We start from the raw sequence: 12,905 nt of genomic DNA on the forward strand, positions 1-12,905 counted from the left end.
TCCAGTCAGACCCCGGCAGCCTTGGCCGCCACTTGCATCTGCTTGCGCTTTTGAAAAACCCAGCGCGCCGCCAGCAGCCCGGCAAGGATCAGCCCGTAGAGCCACACCTCGGCAAAGTTGTTCTTGCCCGAGCGCATCCACCAAAAGTGCAGCACGGCCAGCGCAGCCGCCCCATACACCGCGCGGTGCAGCATCTGCCAGCGTTTGCCGCCCATGCGCCGGATGATCCTGGGCACCGAGGTAATGGCCAGCGCCAGCAGGATCAGCCAGGCCAAGGTGCCCACGAGGATAAAGGGGCGCTTGATCAGGTCGTCGACGATGGCGGGCCAATCCACCCCCATGTCAAACACCACATAGGCCAGCCAGTGCAAGCTGGCGTAGAAGAAGGCATAAAGGCCCAGCATGCGGCGGTAGGCTGCCAACCCGTTCCAGCGCAGCCACTGGCGCAATGGCGTGACTGCCAGCGCAAAGCAGATAAAGCGGATGGCCCAGTCACCCAGCGAACGCAGCAGCGCTTCAGCCGGATTGGCCCCCAGGCCATCGGTGGCGGCCAGATAAAACAGCCAGGCCGCTGGCACCAGGCACAATACATGCAGCAGCAGCCGCTGCACAGCTTTGGCAGAAAAGCGCGAAGGTTTTGCCATGGGCAGGGACACCGATCAGTAGTCTTTGCGCAGATCCATGCCAGCGTACAGCTGGCCCACCTGGGCTTCGTAGCCGTTGAACAGCAAGGTCTTGTGGCGCTTGGCAAACAGGCCGCCTTCACCAATGCGGCGCTCGGTCGCCTGGCTCCAGCGCGGGTGCGGCACATCCGGGTTCACATTCGAGTAAAAGCCGTACTCATTGCGCGCCGCCTTGTTCCAGGCGGTGCCCGGCTGCTTCTCGACCACGCGGATGGTCACGATGCTCTTGGCGCTTTTGAAGCCATATTTCCAGGGCAGCACCAGGCGCACCGGTGCGCCGTTTTGCGGGGTCAAGGTTTTGCCGTACATGCCAAAGGCCAGCAGGCTGAGCGGGTGCATGGCTTCGTCCATGCGCAGGCCCTCGGTGTAGGGCCAGTCGAGCACACTGCTGTTCAGGCCAGGCATCATCTTGCGATCGGCCAAGGTCACGAACTCTATATACTTCGCGCTGCCCTGGGGCTCCACCTGCGCCAGCAATTTGGACAGCGAGTAGCCCACCCAGGGGATCACCATCGACCAGCCCTCGACACAGCGCAGCCGGTAAATGCGCTCTTCCTGGGCGCTGAGCTTGAGCAGCTCTTCGATGTCAAAGGTTTTGGGTTTGTTGACCAGGCCTTCGACCCGCACGGTCCAGGGCCGTGTCTGCAAGGTGTGGGCGTAGCGCGCCGGGTCGCTTTTGTCCAGGCCGAACTCGTAGTAGTTGTTGTAGCTGCTGGCATCCTGAAAGGACGTCGGTGTCTCCATCGACATGGCGCCGGGCACCGTCGAGCGCACGGTGCTGATCGGCTGCGTGCCGTCGGACCTGGCCGCTTGTGCCCAAGCCCCGCCTGCGGCCAGCGCCGAGCCGCCAGCGGCCCCCAGTTTGAGCAAGTCGCGCCGGCTCAAATACAGGTGCTGCGGGGTGATGTCGCTGCTGCTGCCGTGGTCAAAACCCGCGTTGTTGGTACGTATCAGCATGGGTATCGCTCCTGAAGTCGGTAGATGCGGATGAGGCAGGCCAGTGGGCCTGCCTCGGTTACCTCTAATAGACACCATCTGCAGCGCAAAAATTTCAAGCGCTGCTCAGTATTTGTTAAACAAAAAGTTATAAATAACCTGTTTGGAATGCCTGCCAGCGTCCGCTTTGGTGCCGGATCTCTAGCGCACAGAAAACAAGACCACCCTCGAAAGCGTGGCACCGACCATTCAGATCCGCCTATCGCCGCCCAGCGCAGATGAGCTTGCACACAAATCCCGTCCCATTCTGAGATGGCCCTTACATACAGTGCTATCAGACAAACACTGAAAGATGCCATGCAGATCTATGTCCGTGTAAATCCTGGCCAAACAAGACCGGTTACATGCTGAGTGGACAAAGCATACCGCTGATGGCTATGCATAACTAGGCATGATTATTCCCCTGAAACGGAATGCCGTAGACGCTGCCGCTGATGGCTTTATACCTTGCCAGCATGGCCTGCAGCGGAATTGCACCATGGAGCAGAAAGCCCGCCAGGCCGCGATGGCTGTATGGCCTTGCTTCCTTAGAGTGGACTCCCGGGGACATTGTGCGACGAAGCATCCGATGGTTCGTTGTAATAAGCCCCCAGCCAGAAATCCCTGCCATGTGGCTCTCCTACCGTGACGTCATCGATATCTGCGGAGCTACCTTAGGTCGCGTTGATTATCACGAGAGGAGCCTCCAAAATGCTTGAAGCAATGAACCTGCCAGTACGGTGCATGAATGGGCCCCCAGCGTCGAATTCAAGGCTGCCAACTAGTAGGATCAGCTTGGATGAAAGGGGCCGCTGCTGCAGCAAGTCAGATGCAGTAAAGTGAGCGCCGCCGCCGCTGCTGAAGATCAAAGCATGCTCAGATTGCATGACTTGACTCACTGGCTCCGTTCGTGCCGGTAACGGCGCTTGCGCATACCGGTGGCCCAGCGGTAGAGGGGTGCACTACTGGGCCCAGGGCCCTCACAACCCCAGGCTTGCGGCAAAGGAATGATGATCCTCAGGCTAGGCGCACACCACTACGTGTGCAGTGTTTTGCCACTCGTCATCAAGCGCCATTAAGTGTGACCCTCAGAACTTATAGCGCGCCGACAGGTAATAGCTGCGCGGATCCCCATATACGCCCGTGCCATACGAGCCCATGCCTGGCATATAGGTCTTGTTCAGCACATTGCTCAGGTTCAGCGCTACCGACAGGTGCGAGTCCACCTCCCAGCGCGCCATCAGGCCCAGCAAGGTGTAGGCCGGCTGGGTGGCGCGCCACTGGGTGTCGCCCGCTTGCTGGTAGTAGGTCTCGCTCTGCCAGCTGAGCGACCCGCCCACCGTCACGGGGTTCCACTGGCCGGGCAGGCGGTAGCTGGTGCTGAGCTTGACCAGGTGCTTGGGCTGGTTGGTGTTGACAGCGCTCAGGATCACATCGGGCTGGTAGCCCAGGGTGGACTCGCGGTAGGTATAGCCCGCGTACACATTCCAGGCCGGGGTGACCTGGCCGGAGACCTCCATCTCCACGCCCCGGCTCTTGACGCCCTTGGCCGCGATGTAGATTTCTTCGCCAGTGGCGGGGTTGGAATCCACATACTGCGCGGCATTGTTTTGCTGGGTGTGGAACAGCGCGACCGAGGTGTTGAGCTTGCCATCCAGCAGCGCACCCTTGATGCCGATCTCCTGGCTCTTGCCGGTGAGCGGCGGCAGCGCCGCACCGCCCGCATCCTTGTAGTAGGTCTGCGGGTTGAAGATATCGGTGTAGCTCGCATAGGCCGACCACTGCTTGCTGAAGTCATAGACCACGCCGGCATAAGGAATGACTTTGTGGCTCACCTTCAGCCGGTCGTTGAGCGTGTAGACGCTGCTGGCCAGATCGGTCTCGCCATCGACCAGGCGGTACCAGCTCAGCCGTGCACCCAGGATGACGGACAGCGCATCGGTGGGGCGCAGACGCACGGCGCCAAACGCGCCTTTTTCGGTGACGCGCGTGTCGCGGTCGCTGACCAGGTCCAGTTGAGGCTCGGGCGCATTGCCATGCCAGTCAAAATAATTGCCCACCGCGTCATAGCTGGTGGTGTAGCCGGGGGCGCCACGGCGCTCGCGCGACCACCCCGCGCCCAAGGTCAGCTCATGGCTGCGGCCCAGCAGCTCGAACGGGCCCGACAGCACGGCATTGAGCGAATCGGTGGTCGAGGTCGTGGGAATCTTGGCCGACAGCATATTGAGGCCCAGCCCTGTCTCTTTGTCCAGCGAACCATAGGCGGCCACTCCCACCTTCACATCGCGGCTTTGGCGCAGGTGGCTGCCTGCCAGCTCCAGCTTCCAGCGGTTGTCAAACACATGCTTCAGATCGGCAAACAGGTTGGTGCTGTCGTTGTTCCAGTACGACCAGCGCGCAGCAGGGTTGAGCGAGGTCGGAAAATGCGTCTGCGTGCCATCCGAGAAAAACAGCGGCAGATGGCCATAGCTTGCGCCGTCAGCGCGGGTCTGCATGTAGTCAATGCCCAGCGCTGCCGTGGTGCGGGGCGCCAGATCGGCCTCGACGATGCCATAGAAGTTGCGCGTATCGCGGCTGTAGTAGTCGACATGTGAATCGGCATTTTGCGCGGCGGCCACCACGCGGGCACGCAGGCTGCCATCGGCATTCAAGGGGCCCGATACATCGGCCACACCGCGCTGCTTGCTCCAGGATCCCACACCGCCTTCCAGCGATGCCTGGAACTCCTTGGTCGGCCGCTTGCGCACCAGGTTGACAACCGCGCCCGGGTTGCCCGCGCCAGTCAGCAAGCCGGTGGCGCCCTTGACCACTTCCACCCGGTCGTAGATGGCGCTGTCCGCCAACGAGGTGGTGTATTGGTTGGCCGAGTTCATCGTATTGGGCATGCCGTCGAACTGGAAGTTCTCGACCGCAAAGCCGCGCGAGTAGAAGGTCGCGCGCTCGCTGTCATTGCGGCCTACCGTGATGCCGGTCACCTTGTCCAGAATCTCGGGCAGGTTGCTCAGGCCCTGGTCGTCCATCTGCTGGCGGGTGATCACCGTCACCGACTGCGGCGTCTCGCGCAAGGACAAGCCCATGCGCGTTGCCGTGCTGGATTCCGCTGCCGTGTAAGAGCCCGTATGCTCCGAGGCGGCCACCCGGTCGGCCTGGGCCTGCACCACCACCGGCGCCAGCACCATCTCGCCCGCCGCCGGGCCCTGGCTGGCCGCTGCGCGCTTGCGCAGCACATAGGAGCGGTCGCCCGCAGGCACGGCCTCCAGCCCGGTTCCCGCCAGTAGCAGCTGCAGCGCCTGGGCCACGGGCAGCTGCCCGCGCACGCCGGGCGATTGCGCGGCGCTCACCAGCTCGGGCGGGCCGCTGACGCTGACACCGGTTTGCGATGCAAAGGCCACCAGCGCCGCTGGCAGTGGCCCGGCCGGCACCTGCAGCGGTTGCGCCGCGCCCGCCGCTGCAGGGGCCTGCTCGGCGGCGGTTTGGGCTTGGGCCGGCACGGCCAGCCCCATCATGGCGCTGACACCCATGGTGATGACGGCGGCTTGCACCGCGCGGGCCACCGTAGATGGCATGGGCAGCGCTCCCGCGGGGGTGGTTTGGGGACGATGAAAAACGGTTGGCATAAGGCTTCCTGCTTGGGGTCGGTACAGATCAATTCGCTATCTCTATGCAGGACAGCCGACCGCGCCCAAAGGGGCCAACTTGGCAGAAAATTCTTTAAAAGCTCAGTGCCGCAAGGGCAGCACCGTGACCCAGTAAGGGGTTCGGGCGCTGATCTGCACCGGCAGCAGATGGGCCAGGTTGGCCAGCACCGCGTCGGTATCGGCTAGCTGGAACGCGCCCGAGATGCGCAGCGCCGCCACCTGCGGGTCGCAACGCAGCCAACCTTTGCGGTAGCGGCCCAGCTCGGCCAAAAAGGCATCCAGGCGCATGTTGTCGGCCACCAGCACACCTTGCGTCCACTGGCTGGCCCCGGCCTGGGCAAGCTGTGGCTGCCCTGCCTCGCTGTCGCTAAAGCGCAGTTGCTGGCCGGCCTGCAAGCGCAGTGCTGCTGCGCCGCCGCGTGGGCGTACCTCCACGGCATCCTGCTGCACGGCCACATCGCTGTAGCCATCACCGCAGCGCACACTAAAGCGTGTGCCCAGTGCGCGTATCTCGCCCTGCTCGGTGGTCACCAAAAAAGCCCTTGCGCTGGCCTGCGGATCGGGCGCTGTCTCCACATAGAGCGCGCCAGCGCGCAGATGGATGCGGCGCTGCAGCGCGTCGAACTGCACATTGGCCGCGCTGGCAGTGTCCAGCACCATGCGGCTGCCATCGGCCAGCGTCCAGCTGCGCCATTCGCCAGTGGTCGTGGCATGTCTGGACGTCCACTGCTGCACCGGCGCCATGCGCCAGGCCAGCCAGCCCGCTGGCACTGCCGTGATCAGCACCGCCAGCGCGCGCACGGTATCGCGGCGCGTGGCACGGCGCTGGGGCCGAGACAGCGCGGGCGCGCCCAGCGATGCCGGAATGGAGCCCGCCTGCAGACTGACGGCCATCGCCCGTTGCCAGGCACGCTCATGCGCAGGCGATTGCGACCGCCAGCGCGCCAGCTCCGCCTGGGCACCGGCGCTGCCGGCCTCCTCTTGCAGGCGCACAAACCATTCGGCCGCCTGCATCGCCACCTCGCGGGTGATGAGGGGCGCGGCCACGGGCGGCGGATTCCAGGCACTCATGGCGGGCACCTCAGTCCGCCAGCAAAATGCATTCGGCCATGGCCTGGGCCATATAGCGCTTGACCGAGCGCAGGCCCACGCCCAGTACCTGGGCAATCTCGGCATAGGTCAGGCCGTCAATCTGCGAGAGGATGAACACCGCCCTTACCTTGGCCGGCAGTGCATCGAGCATCGCATCGACCTCCTGCAAAGCCTGCAGAATGACCAGTTGCCGCTCGGGCGAGATAGCCTCGGGCTCGGGCAACACAGCCAGCGCCTGCAGATAGGCCTGCTCCAGCGACTGGCGGCGCAGGTGGTTGAGCAGCACATGCTTGGCCACCGTGGCCAGGTAGGCACGCGGGGCGCGCAGCGCAGCGGCCGGCGGCACGGCCGCGCTGGCATCGCCATGGCTGGCAGCCGGGCTCAGCAGCCGCACAAAGGTGTCTTGCGCCAGGTCTGCTGTCTGGTGTGCATCACCGAGCCTGCGGCGCAGCCACCCTTGCAGCCAGCCATGGTGCTCCACATAGAGCGCGGCAATATCGGGCAGCATGGGGACGGGCTGCAGGGGCAAGGGGCTGGTCGCAGTCATGGGGCAAACCGCAGTCCGGCTGTCAGCGCTTAGAAGTCCACACTGGCGCTGACCGTGAAGGTGCGCGGGTTGGACAGCACCAAGTAGCCGGTCGAACCCACCGAGGCCCAGTAGTTGCGGTTGGCCGCGTTCTCCACGCTGGCGCGCAGGGTCACCAGGCGGCCATCGATTTCGGTCAGGTAGCGCGCACCCAGGTCAAACCGAGTCCAGCCTGCCACCTGCAAGGTATTGGTCGCATTGGCATAGCTGCTGCCGGTGGCCACGGCGCGGCCATCCAGGCTCAGGCCCCGCACGCCGGGCACATCCCACTCCAGCCCCAGATTGCCCTGCTGGCGGGGCACGCCAATCACGCGCTTGCCGGCATTGGGGTTGTTGCCATCGGCCAGTTGCTTGGCATCGAGCCAGGTGACGCCACCCAGCACGCGCAGGCCGCGTGTGACCTGGCCAAACACATTGAGCTCCAGGCCACGGTGGCGGTCCATGCCTTCAGGGCCGTAGACGCCCGAGATGGAATTGCGGAACACACGCGGCTTGTCGGTGGTGAACCAGGCCAGGCCCGCGCCAATATCGCCACCATCCCACTTCAAGCCCACTTCCTTTTGCTTGGAGACATAGGGTGCCAGCGCCGCGCCGGCATTGGCCACCGGCAAGCCCGACGACAGCGCCGGTGCAATCTCGCCCGGGGTCAGGCCTTCGATGTAGTTGGCGTAGAGCGATACCCGCTCGGCCGGCTTGAAGACGACGGCCGCCATCGGGCTGGTGCGGCTCTTGTCCACCTTGGGCGCTGCAATGCCGGTGTTATAGGCAAAGGTCTGCGTCTCGATGGCCTGGTGGCGCACGCCCAGGGTGAGCAGCAGGCGCTCGTCGAACATCGACAGGGTGTCCGACAAGGCCAGGCTCGACAGCTTGATGCGGGCCTGCACGGCCGGGTCATCCAGGTCGTTCGAGCTGGTGCCCAAGGGCGGTGCCGCGCCATAGACGGGGTTGTACAGATTGGTGGCCAGCGCGCTGGCGGCCGGCTGCGAGTAGAAGGCGTTCTTGCGCTTGTCCGAGAAAGCCGAGGCCGCCAGCACGATGCTGTGGCCAATGCTGCCGGTGGTCAGCTTGCCGCGCAGGCCCACTTCGCCGGTAAAGATGTCATCGGCGCGGGTATTGTCAAAGCGCCCTTGGGTGCCGCTGCCGGTGCTGCCATTGTTCAGGGTCAGGCTGGCGAGCGAGTTGCGCTCGCGGCCAAAGCGTGCACCGCCTGCCGCCCAGGCGGTGAGCCGGCTGTTGATGTCGTACTCGGCGCGCACCGAGCCAAAGCTGTCGCGCTCGTTCGAATAGGTCCAGGGCTGGGCAAAGTTTTTGCTGTTGTCCGGGGCGCTGGGCACCTGGGTCACTGCGGCACCCAAGGTCACATTGGGGCGTGGCGTGGTCAGTTTGTGGCTTTGGTAGCCCACATCGGCCGACAGGCGCAGATTGCTGGAGCGCCAATCCAGCCCCAAGGACACCACACTCAGATCGACACCTTCGTCGTCGATCGTGGTATCGCCCTTGCGTTTGGCCACGTTCAGGCGCAGGCCGGTGGCCTGGTCGGGGCCAAAGCGGCGGCTGATGTCGGCCGCGGCATAGCCTTGCGCGCCGCTCGATCCACCCACGCTGACCCGCGTCAGCGGCTCGTTCGAGGCGCGCTTGGGCAGCAGGTTCAGGGCGCCACCAATGCTGTCACCGGCGGGCGATGCCCCATTCAAAAAGCCGCTGGCGCCGCGCAGCAGCTCTACGCGCTCAAACAGCTCGGCCGACACATACTGGCGCGGCAGCAGACCGTAGAGGCCGTTGTAGGCAATGCTGTCCGAGCCCAGCACAAAGCCGCGCACAAAATACGATTCCTGGAAGTTGCCAAAACCGCGCGAGACCCGCACCGAGGCATCGTTTTGCAGCACATCGCCCACGCTGCGCGCCTGCTGGTCGCGGATCAGATCCTGGGTATAGGCCGTCGTGGAGAACGGCGTGTTCATGATGTCTTCGGTGCCCAGAATACCCACACGCCCGCCGCGCGCCACCTGGCCGCCGGCATAGGCCTTGGACAGACCTTGCGCCGATGCATCGGCACTGGCGTTGACGGTCACGGTCGGCAAGACGCTGTCTTCGCCGGCAGCTGGCGCCGCTGCGGCGGTGGCTGTGTCAGCAGCGCCCTCCTGGGTTTGAGCCAAAGCGGGGACAGCGGTAAAATAAACCAGCAGAGCAACTGCGCCCGCCACCGGGTGGAGCGCAAAACGGGAAGAGAACAACATACAACAACCAGCCAAGAAGCAAATGAGACTGATTATCAATCATGCATTTGCACGGCTCGGAAAACTGGCGCAAATCAGGGGCTTTGCCAGAGGGAAGTGTTGCCTGTAGCTGACAGACTGGGCACTGGCGCCAATGCACCGCCCTGCCCCCAAAAAGCAAAGGCCGGATACGGTGCAGCGCACCATCCGGCCTTTTTTCTGATCAGGTGTACCCGGCGATCACGCAGGGCAGCCGCTATCAGGCGAAATTGCTTTCCGCAAACTTCCAGTTCACCAGCTTGTCGAAGAAGGTTTCAACAAACTTCGGACGGGCATTGCGGTAGTCGATGTAGTAAGCATGTTCCCACACGTCGACGGTCAGCAGTGCCTTGTCGTCAGTGGTCAGCGGGGTGCCAGCAGCGCCGGTATTGACGATGTCCACCGAGCCATCGGGCTTCTTGACCAGCCAGGTCCAGCCCGAGCCGAAGTTGCCCACGGCCGAGGCCTGGAACGCCTTCTTGAACTCGGCGTAGCTGCCCCACTTCTTGTTGATGGCATCGGCCAGCGCGCCGCTTGGCTCAGCGCCGCCGCCGGGGGTCATGCAGTTCCAGAAGAAGGTGTGGTTCCAGATTTGAGCGGCCTGGTTGTAGATACCACCGGTCGCCTTCTTGATCACGGCTTCCAGCTCCAGGTTCTCGAACTCGGTGCCCTTTTGCAGCTCGTTGAGCTTGTCCACGTAGGCCTTGTGGTGCTTGCCGTGGTGGTATTCCAGCGTTTCCTGGCTGTAGGCAGGGGCCAGGGCATCAATCGCATAGGGCAGTGGTGGCAGAGTGCGTTCCATCGTGGTTTCCTCGTGGTTGGTATGGTTTCAAAGCCGGGCCAGGCGGTGTTGGCAAACACCGGCCAGCCCGCAGCCTCAGTCGTCGATTGTAAAAAGGAAAATCGACCCGTTGATGAATACGGGTTCAGCCCATTTACTATGACGACGATAGCATGCAAGCCAGGCAGCACGGCGTCAGAAAGCGCCGCCAATTGCCATCACGCGGCCTGGCAGCCGCAGTGGCGCAAGCGCGCGTCCGCCCCCAGGCCTGCGCAGTGGCACCTTGGCGCAGCGCTAGACCAGCAAGCGCTGGGTCGCCACCACATCGACACTGCCATCGGCCAGCTCGGCATGCAGGGCCTTGCCCGGTGTCGCCTGCGTTACCGAACTCACTACCTGGCCTTGCATGTCGGTCAGCAAGGCATAGCCCCGCGACAGCACCTGGCGCGGGTTGAGCAGCTCCAGCCGCGCATGCAATTGCGCCAGGCGCTGCTCACTGCGCTCCAGATGGCGCGCCGCGCCAGAGGGGAATACGCTGGCCAGGTGCTGCACGCGCTTGTCCTGGCCATGCAACTGGCTTTGTGCAGCGCTTTGCAGGCGGCGGCCAAGCCGGTCCAGCATCTGCTGCTGGCCGTGCACCAAGGATGACGGCCTGCCAATCTGGCGCGCTGCCATGTCCAGGCGCTGCTGCTGGCGGTCCAGATGGCGCTCGACGCCATCGACCAGGCGCTGCTCCGCCAGTTGCAGCGCGCCCAGCCAGACATCGCGCGGCTGGCAGACCAGCTCGGCAGCGGCCGTGGGCGTGGGCGCGCGCAGATCGGCGCAGAAATCGGCGATCGTGAAGTCGGTCTCATGCCCCACGCCACTCACCAGCGGCACCGGGCTTTGCACTACGGTGCGGGCCAGTTGCTCGTCGTTGAAGGCCCAGAGGTCCTCCAGCGAGCCACCGCCGCGCACCAGCAAGATGGTGTCGATGGGCACCGCCGGCGCGTCAATACTCAGGCGGGCGTCATAGGCGATCTGGGCCTCGGCCAGGCGGTAGAGCTTTTGCAGCGCCGCCACCATCGATGGCGCCGCCTGCGCGCCCTGCACCAGCGCTGGCACCAGCACCACCGGCAGCTGCGGCACGCGGCGGCGCAAAGCGGTCACCACATCGTGCAGCGCCGCCGCGCCCAGCGAGGTGACGATGCCGATGCCGCGCGGCATCAGCGGCAGTTGCCGCTTGCGCTCGCTGTCAAACAGGCCCTCGGACTCCAGTTGCGCCTTGAGGCGCAGGAACTGCTCGAACAACGCCCCCTGCCCGGCACGGCGCATGCCTTCCACAATCAGCTGGAGATCGCCGCGCTGCTCATACACCCCCAGCTTGCCCACCACCTCGACCAGCTCGCCGTCGCGCGGGTTGAAGTCCAGCGCCTGCGCGGAGCGGCGAAACATCGCGCAGCGCACCTGGCCGTTGGCATCCTTGAGGTTGAAGTAGCAGTGGCCGCTGGCCGCGCGCGAAAAACCGCTGAGCTCCCCGCGCACCTCCACCGGGTTGAAGCGTGCCGCCAGCGCATCGGCCACCGCCCGGCACAGCGCGCCCACCTCCCAGATGCGGGGGCTGGGGCTGGGGGTGGCGTTGGCAGCGGCAGTGGGCGGGTAGTGTGTGGTGTCCATAAAAATGGCCGGCTTGGCGGCAGGCTCGGCGCGGCAGAAATCAGGAGAGGTGAGTGTTGGTTGCGCCGCAACGCGGCATGCAGCAGACATGGTAGCGGCTGGGACTTGCGCCAGGGATCCAGCGGGCTGGCCATCCTTCGCCAGATGCAGCGGTTCCGTTATCGGAAGGGGCTGCCAATTAGCTGCCAACGCAACCACTGGCAGCGGCATTTTTCCCGTCACAGCAACGACATAGAGGCCAGGGAAGGCTCAAAAGCCGCCTTTTCCCACACCTCCAACGCGCAGTAGTCCACAAGAGAGCGGCTCTGTGACAGCGTCATGCATACGTCATACTCTGTAGCACAAAATATTGAACCTACGTACAAGCTTTTGATTTTTCAATATTTTTATCAGCTTATTTTTTAAGCAATCTAAGAAAAACCCCGTAAATTGGGCAATTTTTCCGGCTGATGACACATTACCCACAAAGTTATCCACATTTTTTGTGGATGACTGGGCCTTTCCGGCATCCTGGGACTGTGGGTTCGACGCAGCGCCAGCGCCGATTTTAGGCGGACCGGCAGTGGCCTTGGGCCATAATGGCCGCTGAAAAAAGAAAGAGCGGAGAGAGAATCTTGTTTTCCATCATCCAAGCAGCAGGCTGGCCCATCTGGCCCTTGATTGCCTGCTCCATCCTGGCCCTGGCATTGATCGTTGAGCGCTTTGTGGCTTTGAAAGCGGACAAAGTCGCCCCAGCCAACCTGCTGCAGGAAGCCATGTCCGTCTCAGCCAATGGGGTGCCCAGCGCCGAAGTGGTGAACCAGCTCGGCCAGAACTCGTCGCTGGGCGAGGTGCTGGCCAGCGGACTGCGCACCATCACCTTGGAGCCCCGCATCTCGGAGGCCGACCTGCGCGCCACGCTGGAGAGCACCGGCCGCCGCGAAGCCCAAAAGCTCGAAAAGTACCTCACCGCCCTCGCCACCATCGCATCGGCCGCGCCGTTGCTGGGCCTCTTGGGCACGGTGATCGGCATGATCGAGATCTTCGGCTCGCAAAGCGGTGGCGGCAACAACCCCAGCATGCTGGCCCACGGTATCTCGATTGCGCTGTACAACACCGCTTTCGGTCTGATGGTGGCCATCCCGGCCCTCATTTTCTGGCGCTACTTCCGCAGCCGGGTCGATGGCTATCTGCTCACCCTGGAGCTGTCGGCCGAGCAGTTTCTGCGCCACCTGAACAAGCTGCGCCGCAGCTGATCGC

At 63.8% G+C, this 12,905-nt stretch carries 9 protein-coding genes; 1 reads left to right on the forward strand and 8 read right to left on the reverse strand.

Annotated features, from left to right (window positions below):
- Positions 1 to 5: 5 nt before the first annotated feature.
- The 8 genes from ACPEE1_RS13950 to xseA form a co-directional block, all read right to left on the reverse strand.
- Positions 6 to 644: a sulfite oxidase heme-binding subunit YedZ gene (locus ACPEE1_RS13950; protein WP_423933289.1), complete on the reverse strand. Its 639-nt coding sequence runs from the start codon at positions 642 to 644 to the stop codon at positions 6 to 8.
- A gap of 15 nt (positions 645 to 659) precedes the next feature.
- Positions 660 to 1,640: a protein-methionine-sulfoxide reductase catalytic subunit MsrP gene (gene msrP, locus ACPEE1_RS13955; RefSeq protein ID WP_182340834.1), complete on the reverse strand. Its 981-nt coding sequence runs from the start codon at positions 1,638 to 1,640 to the stop codon at positions 660 to 662.
- Positions 1,641 to 2,746: 1,106 nt separating this feature from the next.
- Entirely contained in the window at positions 2,747 to 5,224 is a 2,478-nt protein-coding gene (locus ACPEE1_RS13960) for a TonB-dependent siderophore receptor (protein ID WP_423933292.1), read from the reverse strand.
- Between the two features lie 153 nt (positions 5,225 to 5,377).
- Positions 5,378 to 6,367 (reverse strand): FecR domain-containing protein, encoded by a 990-nt coding sequence (locus ACPEE1_RS13965; protein WP_423933294.1) that lies wholly within the window; start codon positions 6,365 to 6,367, stop codon positions 5,378 to 5,380.
- 10 nt (positions 6,368 to 6,377) lie between these two features.
- The gene (locus tag ACPEE1_RS13970; RefSeq protein WP_423933296.1) at positions 6,378 to 6,935 is read right to left on the reverse strand and encodes a sigma-70 family RNA polymerase sigma factor; all 558 of its coding nucleotides are present in this window, start codon (positions 6,933 to 6,935) and stop codon (positions 6,378 to 6,380) included.
- Positions 6,936 to 6,964: 29 nt separating this feature from the next.
- Positions 6,965 to 9,211, reverse strand: a complete 2,247-nt coding sequence (locus ACPEE1_RS13975) for a TonB-dependent receptor (protein ID WP_423933299.1) — start codon at positions 9,209 to 9,211, stop codon at positions 6,965 to 6,967.
- 238 nt (positions 9,212 to 9,449) lie between these two features.
- A complete protein-coding gene (locus ACPEE1_RS13980; RefSeq protein WP_021026539.1) occupies positions 9,450 to 10,031 on the reverse strand; it encodes a superoxide dismutase in 582 nt (193 codons plus the stop codon).
- Between the two features lie 273 nt (positions 10,032 to 10,304).
- Positions 10,305 to 11,666 (reverse strand): exodeoxyribonuclease VII large subunit, encoded by a 1,362-nt coding sequence (gene xseA / locus ACPEE1_RS13985; protein WP_423933302.1) that lies wholly within the window; start codon positions 11,664 to 11,666, stop codon positions 10,305 to 10,307.
- A 614-nt stretch (positions 11,667 to 12,280) separates the two neighbouring features.
- Between xseA and ACPEE1_RS13990 the strand changes: the two genes are divergently transcribed.
- The gene (locus ACPEE1_RS13990) at positions 12,281 to 12,901 is read left to right on the forward strand and encodes a MotA/TolQ/ExbB proton channel family protein (RefSeq protein ID WP_021026538.1); all 621 of its coding nucleotides are present in this window, start codon (positions 12,281 to 12,283) and stop codon (positions 12,899 to 12,901) included.
- Positions 12,902 to 12,905: the final 4 nt, after the last annotated feature.

Source organism: Comamonas sp. 23 (genome assembly GCF_049601575.1).
GTDB lineage: Bacteria > Pseudomonadota > Gammaproteobacteria > Burkholderiales > Burkholderiaceae_C > Comamonas > Comamonas squillarum.

Coding starts and splice junctions, on each gene's coding strand:
- ACPEE1_RS13950 (WP_423933289.1), bottom strand. CDS start 644: ATGGCAAAACCTTCGCGCTTTTCTGCCAAAGCTGTGCAGCGGCTGCTG.
- msrP (WP_182340834.1), bottom strand. CDS start 1,640: ATGCTGATACGTACCAACAACGCGGGTTTTGACCACGGCAGCAGCAGC.
- ACPEE1_RS13960 (WP_423933292.1), bottom strand. CDS start 5,224: ATGCCATCTACGGTGGCCCGCGCGGTGCAAGCCGCCGTCATCACCATG.
- ACPEE1_RS13965 (WP_423933294.1), bottom strand. CDS start 6,367: ATGAGTGCCTGGAATCCGCCGCCCGTGGCCGCGCCCCTCATCACCCGC.
- ACPEE1_RS13970 (WP_423933296.1), bottom strand. CDS start 6,935: ATGACTGCGACCAGCCCCTTGCCCCTGCAGCCCGTCCCCATGCTGCCC.
- ACPEE1_RS13975 (WP_423933299.1), bottom strand. CDS start 9,211: ATGTTGTTCTCTTCCCGTTTTGCGCTCCACCCGGTGGCGGGCGCAGTT.
- ACPEE1_RS13980 (WP_021026539.1), bottom strand. CDS start 10,031: ATGGAACGCACTCTGCCACCACTGCCCTATGCGATTGATGCCCTGGCC.
- xseA (WP_423933302.1), bottom strand. CDS start 11,666: ATGGACACCACACACTACCCGCCCACTGCCGCTGCCAACGCCACCCCC.